Raw genomic sequence first — 16,958 nt, forward strand, 5'->3', positions numbered from 1 at the left:
CGTTCGGGATCGCCGGCAACCGGCCGCCGAGAATCAGTTCGGCAGGGAAAGGTTGCGCACCAACTGCGTACGCGAGGTGACGCCGAGCTTGGCATAGATGCGGGTGAGGTGCGCCTCGACAGCGCTGATGCTGATGAACAGCCGGTCGGCCGCCTGCCGGTTCGTGCACCCGGCCATCACCAGGTCGACCACCTGCTGCTCGGTGGCGGTGAGCCCGGTGCCGCCCGCGGGGTCCGCGGCGGTACGTCCGCCGACGCGGGTGACGTCGGCCCGGGTCGTGCGGGCCAGCCCGAGCGCGCCGAGGCTCTCGAACCGTTCGGCCGCATCCTGCAGCAGTGTTCGCGCTTCCCGGAAGCGGCGCTGCCGTCGGCGTACCGTGCCGAGCGCGGCGATCGTCCTGGCCTCGTCGAACGGCAGGCCCAGATCGCGGTAGCGGGTGAGTGCATCGGTCAGCGCACTCTCTGCCGCGTCGTCGGCGCCGGCCGGGGGAGCCTTCGCGGTGCCGGAGGCGGCGGCGATCCCGGACGCGGACAGAAGGATGCCCCGGGCCCGGGCCACGCCCGCGCGCGCCCACGGGTGCTCCAGCGCGTCGGCCGTCTCGTCCAAGCGCTGCAAGGCTTCTCGGGCGTCGTCCAGCCTTCCCGTTCTCACCAACGCCTCGACCAGGTCCGGCCCGACCGGGAACACGCCCGGGTCCCGGAAAGCGCCGGCGGCGGCGTCGGCCGCGACACTGGACAGCAGCGCGACCGCGGCCTCGGCGTCGCCGTCGAAGAGCGCTGCCTGCCCGGCGGCTCGGCGTGCCTCCAGCAGATGCCAGAACACCGTCCCCGCGCGGGATTCGGCGGCCAGGACGCCGAGCTGCCGCAAGGCCTCGGTCGCCAGCGCCCGGTCACCGGTCCCGGCGGCGACCGAGGCCCGTATCCGGCAGGCGACCAGGGCGGGTACGGCATCGGTGAGCTCGTCGCGCAGCCGGGCGGCCTCGACCCAGTCCCCGACCCGGATGGCGGTCTCGAACAGGTGCAGCGTGAAGATGCTGACCGAGGTGTCCTCCTCACGCTCGCGGGCGAGCTGCTGCAAGTCGCCGAGGAGCCGTCGGGCGCGGGCCGTCTCACCGCGCCACACGGCCCGCACCGCCCGGACCCGGTCGCCCTGGTCATAGAGCGCGAGGTCGGACAGCGTCGCCGGACCCAGCACCGCGAGCCGCGGCTCCGGGTCGTCGCCGAGCAGGGCACCCATCCAGGCCGCCTCGCTGACGGCGCGGGCATGCGAAGCCCGGTCGTCCAGGCCGGCGCTGATCTCGACGGCCTCGACCGTCCACAAAAGAGCCTGCGACACCGGTACGATTCCGTCGGCCACACCGGAGTTCGCCCGGTGGGAGAGGACTTCGGCCCGCAGCCGCGGATCGGCTTCGGCGAGCACCTCCTCATACTGCTGCGGCGACAGCTTGGCATCCGTCATCTGGGACATCCGTAGCCGGGCCTGGGCGCGGAGCGTTCCCGGCGGGAGGGCCGGCAGCTGCGGTGCCAGCAGCGCGAGTCCGGCCTCGTACTGGCCCGCCCACATGTACCGGTCGGCGGCCAGGACGAGGCGCCCGTCGCGGCGCGGGTCGGCCTCGGGGGTGAACCGCCAGGCCTGCTCGGACAGCTCGGCCGCGGCGCGTACGCCACCTCGGTCGATGGTCTTCTCCGCGACGCGCAGGAGTTCGTCGGCGACGGCGGCGTCCGGCGGGATCGTGCCCAGCGCGCGGTGGCGGACCTGCTCCTCGATGTCGCTGATGGTGTCGGCGAGCAACCGGTGCACCTGCCGGCACGACGAGGGCTGCGCGTCGGCACGCGCGACCGCGCCGATCAACGGGTGCGCGAGGCGTACATGCTCGGCCTGGATGACGAGCAGGCCGGTGGCGACGGCGTCCTCGAGACCGTCCTCACCGGACTCGCCTTCGCCGTTGCCGTCATCGGCCAGTACCTGCCGGATGAGCCCGAGGCGGGGGTTGCTCACCAGCGACGTCACCAGCACCGCCCGCCGGGCGCCGGCGGACGCGGCCGCCAACCGCGCGCTGACCAGGGCACGCAGGGAGGTGGGGATGGGCAGCTCGGCCGCCGGGCCGATCGGCTGGTCCGCTCGCCGCAACGCATCCGCGATCTCCAGCGCGAAGAGCGGATTGCCGCCGGACAGCTCGTAGACTCGCCGCGCGAGGCGTGACGGAAGGGGGCGGTCGATGAGCCGGCGAATGGCGTCCGGCCGTAGCGGTTCCACCTCGACGGTCTCCACCGGCGCCCGCAGAGAACCGAGACGGGGCGCGAGGCCGTCGGTGTAGGGCACGTCGGCGCGGTCGGTGCGGCGGGTCAGCAGGACGGTCACCTGCTCGCCGCGCAGCCGCCGTATCGCGTACGTCACGGCGGCCGCGCTCGCGTCGTCGAGCCACTGGTCGTCGTCGACGGCGATCAGCACCGGTCCGGCGGCCGCCAGCTCACGGATGATCGCCAGCAGGCCGGCCCCGAGTGCGCGGGGGTCGATCGGACCGCTCTCGTCGCGCAGGAGCGCCGCGTCCACGGCCCGCCGTTGCGGTGCGGCGAGACCGGCGAGCAGGTCGGCGTCGAGGTATTCGAGCAGGTCGCTGAGGCCGCCGTGGGAGAGCCGCGCTTCCGCCTCGCAGGCGCGGGTCTGCAGCACGGCGTGCCCGAGTTCCTCGGCCTCGACGACGCCGCGTTCCCAGATCGCGGTCTTGCCGATGCCGGCCTGGCCCGTCAGCAGTACCAGCCGGAATCCGGGCTCGGTTCGGCTGACCGCGGAGCGGATGACGCCGACCTGTTCCTCACGTCCGAACAACTCGCGTCTGGGTGGTACGCCGCTCACGTCATCGCCTTCCGGTCCTAGGCCGACTGTATCGGAGCGGGCGCCCGGGGCCGCTCGGGCAAACGTAGGGGAACCCCCACTACCCGCGGGCGATCTTCCGGCGCACCTTGTGAGTACGCGCCGGCGCGGCTGAACCAGCAGGCCGGCCGCATCCCCTCAAGGAGATCGAATGAAGGCCACGAAAGGTGTCCGTGCCCTCGGCGCGTTCGCCACGCTCGCCATCTGCGCGGCGGTCGGGATCAGCCCGATCCCGGCGGCCGCCGGCCCGGACAAGCCGGTCGCCGGCGCCACGACACCCCGGCAGCGCGCGGCTCGCAGCGCCGCAGCGCTGGTGTCCGGCCGTCCTTCCTATCTGCACGCCAGCGCCAAGGACGCGTTCGTCCAGGGCGAGGTGATGTCGTCGGGTACCGCGCAGTACGTGCCGTACAACCGCACCTACGGTGGTCTGCGCGTCGTCGGCGGTGACTTCGTCGTGGTCACCGACAGCGCCGGTCGGATCATGTTCAACTCGGTCGCCCAGTCCCGCGCGATCGGCGATCTCGGCGTCACGCCGGCCCTGAGCGCCGCCGCCGCCGAGCAGGTCGCCAGGGCGCAGCTGCGTACCGTCTCCCGGGTCGAGGGCAGCACCCTGATCGTGTACGCGCTCGGCGCCACTCCGGCGCTCGCGTACGAGTCTATTGTGGATGGAACCAGCGCCGACGGCGTCAGCCGGCTGAGCGTCTACGTCGACGCCAGGACCGGCGCGGTCCTCGGCACCCAGGAACACGTGGCGGCCGGAACCGGTACCGCGGCGTACAACGGGCCCAACCCGCTGACCATCGCGACCACCCACTCCGGCAGCACCTACGCCCTGCGGGACCCGGTCACGACCAACCTCAGCTGCCAGGACGCGGCCACCAACACAATCCTCACCGGTCCGGACGACGTGTGGGGCAACGGCGTCGCGACCAGCAGGGAGACCGCCTGCGTCGACGCGCTGTACGCGGCTCAGACCGAGGTCAAGATGCTGTCGCAGTGGCTGGGCCGCAACGGCATGGACGGCAGCGGCGGCGCCTGGCCGATCCGGATCGGACTGAACGACGAGAACGCCTACTACGACGGCAGCCAGATCCAGATCGGCCACAACGCCGCCGGCGCGTGGATCGGCTCGCTGGACGTCGTCGGGCACGAGCTGGGCCACGGCGTCGACGACCACACCCCGGGCGGGATCTCCGGCGGCAACACCCAGGAGTTCGTCGCCGACACGTTCGGCGCGTCGACCGAGTGGTTCGCCAACGAGGCGGCGGCGTACGACCCGCCGGACTTCTCGGTCGGCGAGGAGATCAACCTGACCGGCAGCGGCCCGGTCCGCTACATGTACAAGCCGTCGCTGGCCGGCGGCCTGGACTGCTACTCGTCGGCGGTCTCGTCGGCAGAGGTGCACGCCGCCGCCGGACCCGGCGACCACTGGTTCTACCTTCTCGCCGAAGGCTCCAGCCCGACCAACGGCCAGCCCGCCAGCCCGACCTGCAACAGCACCGCCATCACCGGGCTCGGCATGCCGACCGCTATGAAGATCATGTACAACGCGATGCTGATGAAGACCACCGCCGCCTCCTACCTGAAGTACCGCACCTGGACGCTGCAGGCGGCGAAGAATCTGTTCCCGAACAGCTGCGCGGAGTTCAACGTGGTCAAGGCGGCCTGGAACGCGGTCAGCGTCCCGGCCCAGACCGCCGACCCGACCTGCACAGGCCTGGCCCTGGCCAACCCGGGCACCCAGACCGGCACCGTCGGCACGGCGACCAGCCTCGCACTGAGCGCGGCCGGTGGCGCCACTCCGTACACGTTCTCGGCCACCGGCCTGCCCGCCGGCCTGACCGTCAACGCCGCCAGCGGCGTCGTCTCCGGCACGCCGACCACCGCGGCGACCTACTCGGTGACCGCCAAGGTCACCGACAACGCCAGCCCGACGCACGCGACCTCCAGCCAGACCTTCAGCTGGACCATCGCCAAGGCCGGGACGTGCAGCAGCCCGGGCCAGAAGATCGTCAACGGCGGATTCGAGTCGGGCAGCGCACCCTGGACGGCGTCCGCCGGCATCATCGGCAGCGCCGCCGGAGAGACCGCGCACAGCGGCACCAAGTACGCCTGGCTGGGCGGCTACGGCACCGCGCACACCGACACCTTGGCGCAGTCGGTGACCCTGCCCGCCGGGTGCACCACCTACACCCTCACGTACTGGCTGCACGTCGACTCGGCGGAAGCCTCGTCGACGGCCCAGTTCGACAAGCTGACGCTGACCGGCGGTTCCGCGGTACTCGCCACCTACTCGAACCTGAACAAGGCGACGGGCTACGCGCTGTACACGGTCAACGTCTCGGCGTTCGCCGGCAAGACGGTCGTGCTGACGTTCACCGGTGTCGAAGACGCGTCGTTGCAGACGTCGTTCGTTGTCGACGATGTGGCCCTGAACGTCGCCTGATCACAGCGTCTCCTGATCACGACGTCTTTTGATCACGGCAGAGCGGCGGTCACCCGATTGCCCCGGGTGACCGCCGTTAGGCGGCGACGGTCTCCACGGCCGGGCCGGGGACGGCGGCCGCTCGCTGCGGTGGCCGGCAGACGGCGATGAGCCCGAAGCCGAGCAGGCACAGTCCGGCCGCGACGAGGTACGCGTTGCGGAACCCCAGCGACGGCGCGATCGCGATCAGCGGCCCGGTCAGGATGGTGCCCGCCGCGAAGGAGTTGCCGTAGAGGGCCGACGCCTTGCCCGGCTGGCGGGGCATCATGTCCTGCACGTAGGTGACGCCGAGACCCTGAATGGCGGCGATCGACGTGGCGTTGAGCAGTTGCCCGGCGAACAGCATCCACGAATGCGTGGCGACCGAGGCCAGCACCAGGTACGCGACGCTGAACGACGGCCCGACGAGGATGAGCCGGCGTACGGGGAACCTCGTGGACAGCGCTCCGAAGGCCAGCATCAGCGGGATCTCCAGCCCCGCACAGAGCCCGAGGATGAGGCCGGCTTCGCGGACGCCGGAGTGCAGGTCGGTGGCCAGGAAGAGGGCCAGCATCTGCACACCGACCGAGCCGGCGCCCTGCAGGAGCGTGAAGGCGACCAGCGTTCCGGCGACGGTACGCCACGGTGCGTCCTGTCCCAGGTAGGACGGGGTGTCCTCGGCGGCTGCCCGCTTCTCCAGCGGGGCGGGTTCGGGCAGCATCGCGAAGGTGACGATCGCCGCGACGGCGTACATGCCGGCGGCGGTGGCGTAGAGGGCGGAGAATCCACCGGTGCTCTGGATCCAGGCGGCGATCGGCGGGCCGCCGACCCACGCCAGGGAGAACAGCATCCGCAGCGCGCTGGCGGTCATCGCCGCCTTGTCGGAGCCGGCGAGGATCGCCCGCGCGTACGCGAATCCCTGCGACATCAGGGAGAACGAGATCGCCGAGAGCGTGGCGACCACGCCGAGCAGGATCCAGTAGTCGCGGACGAACGCGTTGACCAGCATCGCGATCGTGCCCGCGCCCGCGGCGGTGAGCAGCAGCGCGCGCCGCACCGGCCGCCGGTCGGACAGCCGGCCGATCAGCTGGGCGAACACGACTCCGGCGAGCGGACCGGTGACCAGGTAGAGGGTGACATGGACGGGGTCGGCGTGGACCGCGTCGTTGAGGAACAGCGTGACGAACGGGTACGCCAGCGACACCGACAGCCCGGTCGCCAGGAACACGAGCCCGAGCGGGTACCACTGCCGCAGTTGACTGCGCAGCACTGAAGACGTTCCTCCCCGTAGTACCGTCCCGGGGCGCGGTCGCGCGCCGGGGGGACGTACCTACGGTTTATCAGGCAGGTCCGACAGCACGCCATCCGGTTTGGGAACGCTCCCGCAGGGCGGGACCCATCTCGGCGGTCGGCAGCCCTTCGACTGCCGACCGCGGACGTCCCGGCGATGCGGCTACGCGTCGACGCTGACGGTGGCCCGATCCACGAGATTGAAGACCGTGTACGGATCACGTCCGCCGTACAGCAACGAGATGACGATGGCCGCCATGGCCTCCAGGTGGTGAGCGTGCCGGAGGTCGCCGATCGGCAGCGGCTCGCCGCCGAGGTCGGCAATGAGCTGCCGGGTCATGTCCAGTGCGCGGGGATCATCGCCACAGTAGGGAACCGCCAGCAGGCGGTTGTCGAACATGGGCGGTTCCATCCGCCAGACATGCGCCATGCAGAGGTTCAACGCCTTGACGACGTGACCGCCGGTCGCCGACTCGATCTGTTGCGCCATCGATCTGCCGGGTTCGGTGACCAGCGTGAAATGCTCGATCTCGACCGGGTTGTTGCAGTCGACGATCGGCTTGCCGCGCAGCCCGTCACCGATCTCGGCCAAGGTCGCCGACATGCCTTGGTAGAGCACCGCGATCAGCGCGATGTCGCCGAACTCGGCCACCTCCCTGAAACTCCCGGCGCGGCCGCCCCACTTCCGGGCCAACGCGTCGGCCTTGTCCGCCGTCCTACCCGCGACCATCAACTCGTGGCCGGCCGCCGCCCACCGGGTGCCGAGCACGTCGGCCATGATTCCGGCACCAAGAACACCAATCCTCATGACAGCGACGCTAGACAGCCGTAGGGCACCAACCGGTTCCCCAGCTTGATCAGGTGCCGTCGTCCTGCTCAGCTGCCGTCGTCGCCGGCAATGTCGTCGGCGTGCTCCTCCGCCCACCGGGCGAGCACCGACACGGGCCCCAGCAGGCTCTGCCCGAGCCGGGTCAGTCGGTACTCCACGCCCGCGGGCGCGGTGGCCAGGACGCGCCGCTCCACGAGATTGCTGCGCTCCAGCTTCCGCAGCGTCTGCGTGAGCATCTTCTTGCTGATCCCGCCGATGCGATCGCGAAGATCGCTGTAGCGGTGCGGACCGCGTCCCAGCCCGAACACCACGACGACCGACCAGGTGTCAGCCACCAGATCCAGCGTCGTACGGGCGGGGCAGTCAGCGAGGAACACGTCGTAGTCACTCATGCAACGCGCCCACCTCTTCCACTTCGCGGTACCCGTCGGCTGTCAGCCGATCCGGCACCCGCCGCCGACCTTGCCATCGGGAGCGCCGTTCATCAAGTGCGGCCTGCTCGATCATGGCGGACCGAGTGGCGTGGCGGGAGCCGCGTTCATCCATCGCCGACCTGGACGCTGGGATCCGACCAGCGAAGGACCACAATGGATCAGCCCCTCTGTTCCCTGTCCATCATCCGCTGGTGGACCAGCGTGACGCTGCCCGGAAGCTTGATGCTGAGGCCGCCTACCGATGCCGGTGGGCGGTGTGTGCCGGCCTTGTTTCCCGGGTCTCGTAGGCGCGCATCTGCTCGGCCAGCCGCTGGAGTTCGGGTGCCTCCGACGTCCTGCCGAGCCCGCTGTGTGCGGCCGTCGGGCTGCGCAGGAAGCGCCGTAACAGGGTGACGAGCAGCCCTTCCGGCAGCGTCTGCAAGGCGGCGAACGCGCGGGGTACCGGCGGTGTCGGCATGGCGGCCAGGTGCCGGCGGATGAGGCGGAGCATGTCGCGGACTGCGTCCGGGTCTTCGGCGAGCGCCGCGGGGCCGCCTGCCGCGTCGACCGCCTGTCCGAGTGGGACGACGAACGCGGCGTGCGTTTTGAGCCAGGCATCCATGTGCGGCTCGGCTTTGGCGTTGATCCCGGCAGCGCGGAATGCCTGCACGATGCGTTCCAGCCGCGCGGTACTGCTGCCATCGGGTTCGCCGATCGGTGTCGCGACCCGGCGGGTCAGGAAACCGGCCGCACGGTAGTGGATCACATCGCCATCCATGATCCCGGCTTCCGTCGGGAAGCCCAGCAGTACCCGCTCGCGGCCGATCACGGCACCCAGTGGATCCGCGCCGGCCGCCCAGTTGAGCATGAAGAGCACGTCGCCTTCCAAAGCCGCGAGGGCTTCCAGCACCGGGTCGATCTGCTGGGTGCGGACGAAGACCGCGGTTAGGTCGTACTGCCTGGCCGGATGCTCGACCACCGGTACCGGTACCTGCCGGACGTCCGGGCTGTCACCTTCGGCGAGCTGCACACCGTGCTCGCGCAAAGCGGCCAGACGCTTACCCCGCGCGAGGAGGGAGACGTCGTGCCCGGCCTCATGCATACGCACGGCGAACAGGCTGCCGACGACCCCGGCACCATAAACCAGCAATTTCATGGCGATGCACTTCTCCATCTGAGTTCAGTCAAACGTTCGTTTGAATCATCGGTATAGTAGGCACCCGTGGCGCCATCCGACACCCGCACCCAGATCCTTGACGCGGCTGAGCACCTCTTCGCCGAGCGTGGCTTCCGCGGCACCTCGGTCCGCGCCATCACCGACCGGGCCGGGGCGAACCTGGCCGCTGTCGCGTACCACTTCGGTTCCAAGGCCGAACTCCTGGCCGCCGTCGTCCGGCGCGTGATCGAACCCATCAACGCCGCCCAGACCGCCGGGCTCGACCAACTGCTCGCCCGCAACCCTGAACCGACTGTCACCGACCTGGTGGAGGCGTTCGCGGGCCCCCTGTTCGACGAGATGCCGGCCGGCGACGAGGGCGGCGCCCGGACCTCGCGGCTGATCGTGACGATCCTCAGCGACCCGGCGGAGGAGATGCGCAATTGGACCGGACCCGCCGAGGACGCCATCCGCGACCGTTACCTGGCCGCCTTCAGGCGCGCATTGCCCAGCCTGCCTGAGGAGGAACTGTGGTTCCGGATGCGCGGGATCCTCGCGGTGACGGCCGTCGACCGCATCCAGGTCTACAACCAACCGAACCCCGCCGGTGTGCCCCCGCTGGCAGGTGAGGCGGCCCGGCAGTGGGCGATCACCTTCCTGGCCGCAGCGATGAGCGCGCCACCTACTCAGATCTGATTCGACTTCCCCCTGCTGTCCCCGACCGGTGGCCGGCCGATTTCGGGCGCATCGGTCGCTATCGATTGACACTTTTGTGGACGGCGGTCAGACTATCTGTAATATGTCCGCCCGCCGAGTCCAGCAAGCGAAGGCCTCGCGGCGGGCCGACCGCAACATGCCCGGCCGGCGTCGTCCCCAGACCGAGCCGGTGACACCCCGCCTGGCGCGACCCGCCATGCGTCCACCACGACGGGCACCGCCGCCACGCGAACCGTCCGGCCGCGCCGTGCCCGATCCGAAAGATCCTCTTCGAGGAAGGAAGCGCGTGAAACCTCATCAAAAGGCGCTCGTCGGCATGGCCGCGGTCCTTGCGGTGACCGTCCCGACGCTTGTCGCCCCCAGCCTCACCCCGCCCGCCTCCGCCGCCACGCTGACCGAGGTGACCAGCTTCGGCGCCAACCCCGGCGGCATGCGGATGCACATCTACGTTCCCGACGTCCGCCCCGCCAACCCCGCGATCGTGGTCGCCATGCACGGCTGCGGCGGGTCCGGCCCGGGCTTCTACGCCGGCAGCGAGTTCGCCGCACTGTCCAATCAGTACGGCTTCATCGTCATCTACCCCACCGCCACGCAGCAGGCGGGCTTCGGCAACTGCTTCGACACCTGGTCCGACGCCGCCAAACGGCGCGGCGGGGGAAGCGACCCGGTCTCCATCGCGTCTATGGTCAGCTACACCGAACAGCAGTACGGCGGAGACCCCAACCGGGTCTTCGCCACCGGCAGCTCGTCGGGCGGCATGATGACCAACCAGATGCTCGCTCTCTACCCCGACGTGTTCAAGGCCGGCGCCGCGTTCATGGGCGTACCGTTCAACTGCTTCGCCAACGCCGCCGACTACCCGCCGAGCACCAGCCAATGCACCGGCGGAAGCATGGACCGCACGCCGCAGCAATGGGGCGACGCCGTCCGCCAGGCATACCCCGGCTACACCGGCGCCCGCCCCCGGGTACAACTGTGGCACGGCACCAGCGACACGCTCGTTCCGTACCAGCTGTTGCAGGAAGAGATCGAGCAGTGGACCAACGTGTTCGGCCTGAGCCAGACCCCGACGTCCACCGACACCCCGCAGGCGGGCTGGAACCGACGCCGCTACGCCAACGCCGCCGGCACCGTCGTCACTGAGGCGTACAGCATCCAAGGCGCCGGGCATAGCCTGCCGTCGACCGGAATGGCCGCCGCGGCGATCGCGTTCTTCGGCCTCAACACTTCGCCCAGCCCGTCACCGTCGAGCCCACCGCCGTCGAGCCCGCCACCCAGCAGCCCGTCGCCGTCAAGCTCGCCGCCGTCGAGCCCGCCGCCCAGCAGCCCGCCGCCGACGACGGGCGCCTGCACGGCCTCGTACTCGCAGATCAACATGTGGCCCGGCGGCTTCCAGGGCGAGGTGACCGTGCGTGCCGGCACCTCCGCCATCAACGGTTGGACCGTCCGCATGACGTTCCCCAGCGGTGTCACCGTTGCCCAGGTGTGGAACGGCACGGTGTCGGGCAGCCCGCCTACCTACACCGTCAAGAACACGACCTGGAACGGCGCGATCGCGGCCAGCGGCTCCACGACGTACGGATTCCTCGGTAACGGCAGCGCCGCTGCACCGACTCTTTCCTGCACCAGCCCGTGACGCGCCGAGGAGGTGTTGCCCCGGCCCACAGGGCAACACCTCCTCGTACGGGATGGGTCAAGCGCCGTTGGCTTGGGGCCGCCAGGACCCGTCTATGCACCCGATTTCGGTGTAGCCGCAGGATCCCCAATACGCGGGACGCGAATCATCCTCGGGAGCGAAACGCCCCCAGACATCAAGAAGGCTCGCTAGAGAAGATCCCTAGCGAGCCTCTGACTTGCAAATATGGTGGGCGATACTGGGTTTGAACCAGTGACCTCTTCCGTGTCAAGGAATGATCACCGAAGTCCAGCCTGGGCCGATCTTTGTCCTGAGCTGGACGAACTGGTTGTCCTCGTCCGCCGTCGTCCGCCCGTGTGCGGGCCGATTGTCACCCAGTTTGACGCTCACCATCGTGTTGGCCGAGAACGAACAGCGCGCCGGACTACCGGACTCGAACCGGCTCATGCCTCCGCGGTCACCCGCCTCGTAGGCAACACAACCGAATGTGACGCACCCTTCCCACGTGCCTTTGCCCGGCGCTGAAGGCAGTCTAAGGCGTTGACCATGGGCGCTCAGAATCCGGCGTACAGGCCGACTCGTCCGTCGCCTTCCTGATCACGCCGATTCCCAGCCCTCTGAACTGGTGATATTCGTGGCGTTGATGGTCTTCGTTGGTGGTCGTTGGTCGCCGTTTGACGGCCTGCTGACGGCCTGGACGGCCTGGAGACGGCCTGACCGAGATCAACACCGCGCCCTACTTCGCACCTGCGTGCTGTCGCTATCTGAATGGAGCTGATCAATGAGAAGATGGAGCTACGAACGTCCGGAGGGAGGTGGTCTCGATGTCGAGTGCTGAGCAGATCAACCCGTGGCCGACCGAGGACCACGTCCCGGCGGCGGAGCTCGCGCGCCGGCAGGGCATCAAGCCGCTGAAGTCTGCCGAAGACCTGGCCGTCCCGGGCCTGTTCGAGGACGACGCCGAGTACGACGCCTTCCTCGCCGACCTCTACGAGTCCCGCCGGGCGGACGTCGGGTGAGCCTGGTCGTCATCGACACCGACGTCGCGTCAGCCGCCCTCCGGGGCCGCCTCCCTGCCCCCGTCGTCGGAGCCCTTGCCGGCCGCACCGTGGCCATCACCTTCGTCACGCTGGGCGAGCTGACCAAATGGACCGTCATGCGGGACTGGGGACCCTCCAAGGTCGCGCAGCTCGCCGCGTGGCAGCGCCAGGTCCTCGTCCTGCCGTTCAGCCCGGAGGTCGCCACCACCTGGGGCGCCATCCAGGCGCGGGCGCAGAGGCGTGGTCGGCCGCGACCCGTCAATGACTCCTGGATTGCGGCGTGCTGCCTGGGTGACCAGCTGCCGCTGATCACCTTCAACGTCAAGGACTTCGAGGACTACGCCACCCACGAGGGCCTACGCCTCGTCGACGGCGGCCGACCGGGACGCCCATAGCCATGCTGTGGCCGACGTCAACTTCACCTTGCTCGTATGGCGAACCAGCGATGGAACGTCCAGTTAGACGACCAAGCGGGGAATACGTCCTAGGCACATGACGTCTCGCGAAAGGTCAGGTGAAGGTTGCACTGCGGCCGCCGAGCCGACGACTGCCCTTTCAGGCTCTCGTGCGCACCCTTTGGCGATGACCGCCAGCCATACGTAGGTCGATAACTAAGGCTCTTTGTCGAATCACGCTTAGCCAAGCAGAAGTCGGATCGGACGATCGGCCGAACCGAAATGTGTCCGCTAGCCAGCGTTAAGATACTCGCTGGAAATACTGGTCAAGATACCAAAGTATCTCGTAAAGAGGAGACTGCATGACGGCGACTGGCCCGATCTGCTTTTGGAGCTACACCCATCGAGACAATGAATTGGAAGGCGGCCGCATTAGGCGTCTCGCAAAATCAATTGCGGATGAGTATGAGCTGCTAACGGGAGACCGTCTAAGAATCTTCCTTGATAACAATGAGATTGAATGGGGGAACGAATGGAGAGGAGTAATTGATGACGCACTTGCCCGGACAGCGTTCTTCATCGCGATCGTCACTCCGAACTATTTGCGCAGTAACGAGTGCCGACGCGAGTTCTTGGAGTTCCTCGCACAAGCGAAGGAGGTGAACGCCCAGAGCCTCTTTCTTCCAATTCTTTATGCCGATGTCACCTCAGTTCCCGAGGCTGACTCCGACGAGATCGTTCGCATCACTAGATCCACTCAATACCAAAATTGGCAAGACCTGCGACTCCTCGACGAGACATCCCAGCCATACAGATCTTCTATCCACACACTCGCGGCGCGCCTAGTTCAACTGCTCGCAGAGGACAGCGAACGGCCGGTTGCGCATGAAGAAATTGCCGCCGACAACGAGGAAGGTCTTCTCGAAAGCATTGCCAAGGCGGAAGAAAATGCGGATTCCTGGGCCGGAACTCTCGACGAGATCAAGGATGTTCTAGAGGAGATTGGAGCTATAGCGCAAGACGCAGGCGAGAATATGAACCAGAACGACAAACGGGGTGGCGGAGCACGCGGTAAACTCGCGATTGTTCAGCGGTTCGCCGTTGACCTAGACGAACCGGCGACGCGCATGCGAGACCTGGGACGGCACTTTGCCGATGCGGTCTTGAACACTGATCAAGGCGTCCGGGCTGCAATAGATCAGGCAAAGATCGATGCCGCCTCATCAGGCGATTCCACTGAGCTTAAGTCATTCGGCGCATCGATCCAATCTCTGTCGAGCGCCATGGGCGAGTCAGAAGAGGTGCTGACTGGCCTCCTGGACGCAATGGCAAGTGGCGAGAAACTTTCTCGCGCTCTTCGCAGTCCGCTCGGCAAGATACGATCCGGCCTATCGGCGTTGATCGATTCTAAAACGACTGTCGATGGGTGGATCCGTCTGCTGTAGCCGAAGCCATCCCGTCGCCGTCGACCCACACCCCGTGGACACGGGTTCTGCCCTCCCGGTCAAGGTGGAGCGCCACACTTGCCGAACGACCTTGACCGGGAGGGCAGGTTCCGTGTCGGCTCTGCCTGGGTCGGCGGTGATGGGATGGCCACCATCCTGGAGCCCGAAGATTCCCGCCGGAGGCTTCATGCGGCCCCGGGCTTCGCGCCGGCCGCCGGGCCGGTCGCCACGCCGCCGAAGGCAGAGTGGCGATCCGTGCCCGAGCGAGCTGGCGCGTGCGGCCGAAGGCCGCCTTGAAAACGTATAGAAAGTTCTCACAAGGCCTTTGCTAGCTCGTGGTCGAGGCTGCCGCGCTCTGCACGATGTCTAGCACTTCGTCGACAATGCTTGGTGCTGCGGCGATAGTGGCGGACGACTGCATGGTGTGCGGTGTCCCATCGATGTCCACGACGGCGGCACCGGCCTCTTTGGCAATGATGACGCCTGCTGCGGTGTCCCATGGCTTGTTGGAGAACATCACCATCGCGCCTGTGATGCCTTCAGCAAGCCAGGTCAGGTCGATGGCTGCGCTCCCGAACATGCGGACCCGCAAAGCCTTGCCAGCCAGCCGTTGGGTAAGTCGAAGCCGTGGGACGTTACGAGAGTCGGCCTCGTCTCCCACTGCGTAGTCCCCGATGCTGACGATGGCGTCGTGAACCTTGGCTGGGCTCGCCACCGTGATCGGTTTGCCTCGCCGGTAGGCGCCTTGGCCCGCCGCTGCGGTGTAGACGTTGCCGAGGAAGGGCAGGTGGACGACTCCCGCAATCGGCTTGTCGCCATCGACGAGCGCGAGGGAAACCGCGCACAACGGCAACGCGTTGGCGAAGTTTACGGTTCCGTCGATGGGGTCGAGCGCCCAGTGAAGGGATCCGCTCGTGCCGGTGTGCCCTTCTTCCTCGCCGAGGAATCCCACGCCAGGTGTGGCGTTGGCAAGAAACGCTCGCACCTCCCGCTCCACCCTGAAGTCAACATCGGATGCGTAGTCACGGTCACCCTTAGCCGTCAGCTCCGCCGGCGCGTGGGTTCGGATGACGTCTGCGGCGCGATCTGCGGCCGTGACGGCAATCGCGAGCATCGCCTGAAGGTCGGTCACTGAAGTGTCCCCTTCCCCCACAACCATGTGAAGGTCTGCTCGAACGTGGCGAAAAGGCCTGCACCCCCGTCGTTGCGCAAGAGGAACGTGGGTGCCTCGATGCCCCGCGCAGCGTGCAGGTAGGGCTGCACGACGGCAGTTGAGCCGTCAATGATCGTGATGTTGAATCGGATCGTTTCGTCGTACACGGCGATCTGGAGGCGGTCTCGCGCGCTCTCGGGAAGACGTTGGCGTACGCGCTGCTGGAGAATCTGGATGTTGAGATCGTTGAGCGCGGACAGGAAGCCTGGCCGGTAGCCCTCCTCCTGCTCCCTCGCCTTGATCGCGTCGCCCTCCGGGTCAAGGAAGAGGCATTGAACCAGCGCTCCGGATTCCACCAGATGTCTCAGGTTCTCGTCGGCGTACTGCTGACACAGCAGATTGAGGGACAAACCTGCGGCCCGGATCTCCGTGGCCCCGTCGAACAACGTGTGAGGCGGCATCTTCGAAGCGAACTCTGATCGCGTCGAGAACACTGCGTCCACATCGGCGTACCGATGAGCGACCATGTCCGACAGGAGATCGTCGTCGTTGGAGATCGGCGCGTTCGCTGATGGTCCGGCGGCCTGGGCGGCGAGCCCTACGGCTAGAAGGACATCGCCCGGTGGAACAACGGTCCGCTCCCAGGCTTCGATGGTCTCGCCGGACGGAGTCCAACCGAGTAGTGGTGTCAGGACTTCAGCAAATTCCTTGGCGGACAGCCCGATCCGGCGTCTTGCCGATGCCACCTGCTGAGAGGCAACGGCTCCGAGGCTTGCCCGGTAAGACCGTTTGGTCTTGAGGTCAATGACCTCTCCCCCGCGCTGTCCGGGGGTCGAGCCTGGTGATGTCCGCTCGCCGCTCATGCTGACCGCCGCTTGGGCTCGTCCTGGGGTCGTTCGTGCGGGTACTCCTCGCCAACGCGCGAGTAAAGGTTCATGAGCAGACCTTCCAGTCTGCCGAACTGTCGTTTGAGTCGCTCGACATCGTCTACAAGCGCTGCCGAGGTCTGATCCACTCGGTCGGGCACCTGGTCGCCGGGCTCGCGTACGAACGTTCCGCGTCCCTGCCAACTGATGACGAGGCCTTCGTCCTTCAAGGCTTTCAGTGCCTTTTCCGCTGTCATTTTGGCCACGCCGAACCTGTCCCCGATCGCGACCACGGTTGGAAGACGGTCGCCCGGACGAAGCGCTCCTGATCTGATTTCTTCACGCAAGGTGTCTGCGATCTGCTGATATGGCAGACGCTCATCGGCTGTATCTAGCCCCATTCCCGCAGGGTACGGCAGCCTAGGTGAGCTAGAACGGCTAGGTCACCCAGTTGGCACATAGTTGACGTTGTATTATCCTAGGCGTCCTATGTAACCTAGGCCAATCAGTTCGATGTCGGCGGATGAGCCGCGACGTTCAGGAGGACGGGTCATGGAGAGCTTCAAGATCGACACGCGGGGTGTGGAGTACGAGGTGGCGAAGTCGCCGGTTCCGCGTCTGGGTCGGAATAACGCTCCGCGTACGGATCGGGAGACCGGGTGGACGCAGTTCGTGGTGGA

At 67.7% G+C, this 16,958-nt stretch carries 14 protein-coding genes; 6 read left to right on the forward strand and 8 right to left on the reverse strand.

Annotated elements, in window-relative coordinates; genetic code table 11:
• Nucleotides 1-33 precede the first annotated feature (33 nt).
• Complete coding sequence (locus G401_RS0135825) at nucleotides 34-2,856, reverse strand: helix-turn-helix transcriptional regulator (protein ID WP_084558006.1); 2,823 nt, start codon at nucleotides 2,854-2,856, stop codon at nucleotides 34-36.
• A 169-nt stretch (nucleotides 2,857-3,025) separates the two neighbouring features.
• On the opposite strand from G401_RS0135825, the gene G401_RS0135830 reads away from it, so the two are divergent.
• On the forward strand, nucleotides 3,026-5,320 hold the full coding sequence (locus G401_RS0135830; RefSeq protein ID WP_027346267.1) for a M4 family metallopeptidase: 2,295 nt from the start codon (nucleotides 3,026-3,028) through the stop codon (nucleotides 5,318-5,320).
• A 76-nt stretch (nucleotides 5,321-5,396) separates the two neighbouring features.
• Here the strand turns inward: G401_RS0135830 and G401_RS0135835 are convergent, their stop codons facing one another.
• The 4 genes from G401_RS0135835 to G401_RS0135850 all read right to left on the reverse strand — a co-directional run bounded on the left by G401_RS0135835 (nucleotide 5,397) and on the right by G401_RS0135850 (nucleotide 9,044).
• On the reverse strand, nucleotides 5,397-6,608 hold the full coding sequence (locus tag G401_RS0135835; RefSeq protein ID WP_051367696.1) for a sugar efflux transporter: 1,212 nt from the start codon (nucleotides 6,606-6,608) through the stop codon (nucleotides 5,397-5,399).
• A 183-nt stretch (nucleotides 6,609-6,791) separates the two neighbouring features.
• Complete coding sequence (locus tag G401_RS50820; RefSeq protein ID WP_051367699.1) at nucleotides 6,792-7,436, reverse strand: NADPH-dependent F420 reductase; 645 nt, start codon at nucleotides 7,434-7,436, stop codon at nucleotides 6,792-6,794.
• Nucleotides 7,437-7,504: 68 nt separating this feature from the next.
• Entirely contained in the window at nucleotides 7,505-7,849 is a 345-nt protein-coding gene (locus G401_RS0135845) for a winged helix-turn-helix transcriptional regulator (RefSeq protein ID WP_027346269.1), read from the reverse strand.
• Between the two features lie 277 nt (nucleotides 7,850-8,126).
• Nucleotides 8,127-9,044, reverse strand: a complete 918-nt coding sequence (locus G401_RS0135850) for a ketopantoate reductase family protein (RefSeq protein WP_211240944.1) — start codon at nucleotides 9,042-9,044, stop codon at nucleotides 8,127-8,129.
• 48 nt (nucleotides 9,045-9,092) lie between these two features.
• On the opposite strand from G401_RS0135850, the gene G401_RS0135855 reads away from it, so the two are divergent.
• The 5 genes from G401_RS0135855 (at nucleotide 9,093) to G401_RS55280 (ending at nucleotide 14,259) form a co-directional block, all read left to right on the forward strand.
• Nucleotides 9,093-9,722, forward strand: a complete 630-nt coding sequence (locus G401_RS0135855) for a TetR/AcrR family transcriptional regulator (protein WP_027346271.1) — start codon at nucleotides 9,093-9,095, stop codon at nucleotides 9,720-9,722.
• Nucleotides 9,723-10,029: 307 nt separating this feature from the next.
• A complete protein-coding gene (locus tag G401_RS0135860; protein WP_027346272.1) occupies nucleotides 10,030-11,379 on the forward strand; it encodes an extracellular catalytic domain type 1 short-chain-length polyhydroxyalkanoate depolymerase in 1,350 nt (449 codons plus the stop codon).
• Between the two features lie 824 nt (nucleotides 11,380-12,203).
• Nucleotides 12,204-12,398, forward strand: coding sequence for a hypothetical protein (locus G401_RS50825; protein WP_034594134.1), 195 nt, complete (start codon nucleotides 12,204-12,206; stop codon nucleotides 12,396-12,398).
• Complete coding sequence (locus G401_RS0135870; RefSeq protein WP_027346273.1) at nucleotides 12,395-12,814, forward strand: type II toxin-antitoxin system VapC family toxin; 420 nt, start codon at nucleotides 12,395-12,397, stop codon at nucleotides 12,812-12,814. Before G401_RS50825 ends, G401_RS0135870 begins: the two co-directional genes overlap by 4 nt.
• Before the next feature lie 362 nt (nucleotides 12,815-13,176).
• The gene (locus G401_RS55280) at nucleotides 13,177-14,259 is read left to right on the forward strand and encodes a TIR domain-containing protein (protein ID WP_084558008.1); all 1,083 of its coding nucleotides are present in this window, start codon (nucleotides 13,177-13,179) and stop codon (nucleotides 14,257-14,259) included.
• 328 nt (nucleotides 14,260-14,587) lie between these two features.
• Here G401_RS55280 and G401_RS0135875 read toward each other — a convergent pair whose 3' ends face one another.
• Genes G401_RS0135875 through G401_RS55285 form a run of 3 tightly spaced genes read right to left on the reverse strand, consistent with a single transcriptional unit; the run spans nucleotide 14,588 to nucleotide 16,679 of the window.
• Nucleotides 14,588-15,391 (reverse strand): inositol monophosphatase family protein, encoded by an 804-nt coding sequence (locus G401_RS0135875; RefSeq protein ID WP_027346274.1) that lies wholly within the window; start codon nucleotides 15,389-15,391, stop codon nucleotides 14,588-14,590.
• The gene (locus G401_RS56410) at nucleotides 15,388-16,275 is read right to left on the reverse strand and encodes a DUF5919 domain-containing protein (RefSeq protein WP_157546713.1); all 888 of its coding nucleotides are present in this window, start codon (nucleotides 16,273-16,275) and stop codon (nucleotides 15,388-15,390) included. Before G401_RS56410 ends, G401_RS0135875 begins: the two co-directional genes overlap by 4 nt.
• Entirely contained in the window at nucleotides 16,272-16,679 is a 408-nt protein-coding gene (locus G401_RS55285) for a winged helix-turn-helix domain-containing protein (protein ID WP_084558009.1), read from the reverse strand. The genes G401_RS56410 and G401_RS55285 overlap by 4 nt, the downstream gene beginning before the upstream one ends.
• Nucleotides 16,680-16,958: the final 279 nt, after the last annotated feature.

It is taken from the genome of Hamadaea tsunoensis DSM 44101 (genome assembly GCF_000428945.1).
Lineage (GTDB): Bacteria > Actinomycetota > Actinomycetes > Mycobacteriales > Micromonosporaceae > Hamadaea > Hamadaea tsunoensis.

Bases quoted from the DNA above. Each gene is read 5' to 3' on its own strand.
- G401_RS0135850 (WP_211240944.1), bottom strand. From the start codon at position 9,044: ATGGAGAAGTGCATCGCCATGAAATTGCTGGTTTATGGTGCCGGGGTC.
- G401_RS56410 (WP_157546713.1), bottom strand. From the start codon at position 16,275: ATGAGCGGCGAGCGGACATCACCAGGCTCGACCCCCGGACAGCGCGGG.
- G401_RS0135845 (WP_027346269.1), bottom strand. From the start codon at position 7,849: ATGAGTGACTACGACGTGTTCCTCGCTGACTGCCCCGCCCGTACGACG.
- G401_RS0135830 (WP_027346267.1), top strand. From the start codon at position 3,026: ATGAAGGCCACGAAAGGTGTCCGTGCCCTCGGCGCGTTCGCCACGCTC.
- G401_RS55280 (WP_084558008.1), top strand. From the start codon at position 13,177: ATGACGGCGACTGGCCCGATCTGCTTTTGGAGCTACACCCATCGAGAC.
- G401_RS50820 (WP_051367699.1), bottom strand. From the start codon at position 7,436: ATGAGGATTGGTGTTCTTGGTGCCGGAATCATGGCCGACGTGCTCGGC.
- G401_RS55285 (WP_084558009.1), bottom strand. From the start codon at position 16,679: ATGGGGCTAGATACAGCCGATGAGCGTCTGCCATATCAGCAGATCGCA.
- G401_RS50825 (WP_034594134.1), top strand. From the start codon at position 12,204: ATGTCGAGTGCTGAGCAGATCAACCCGTGGCCGACCGAGGACCACGTC.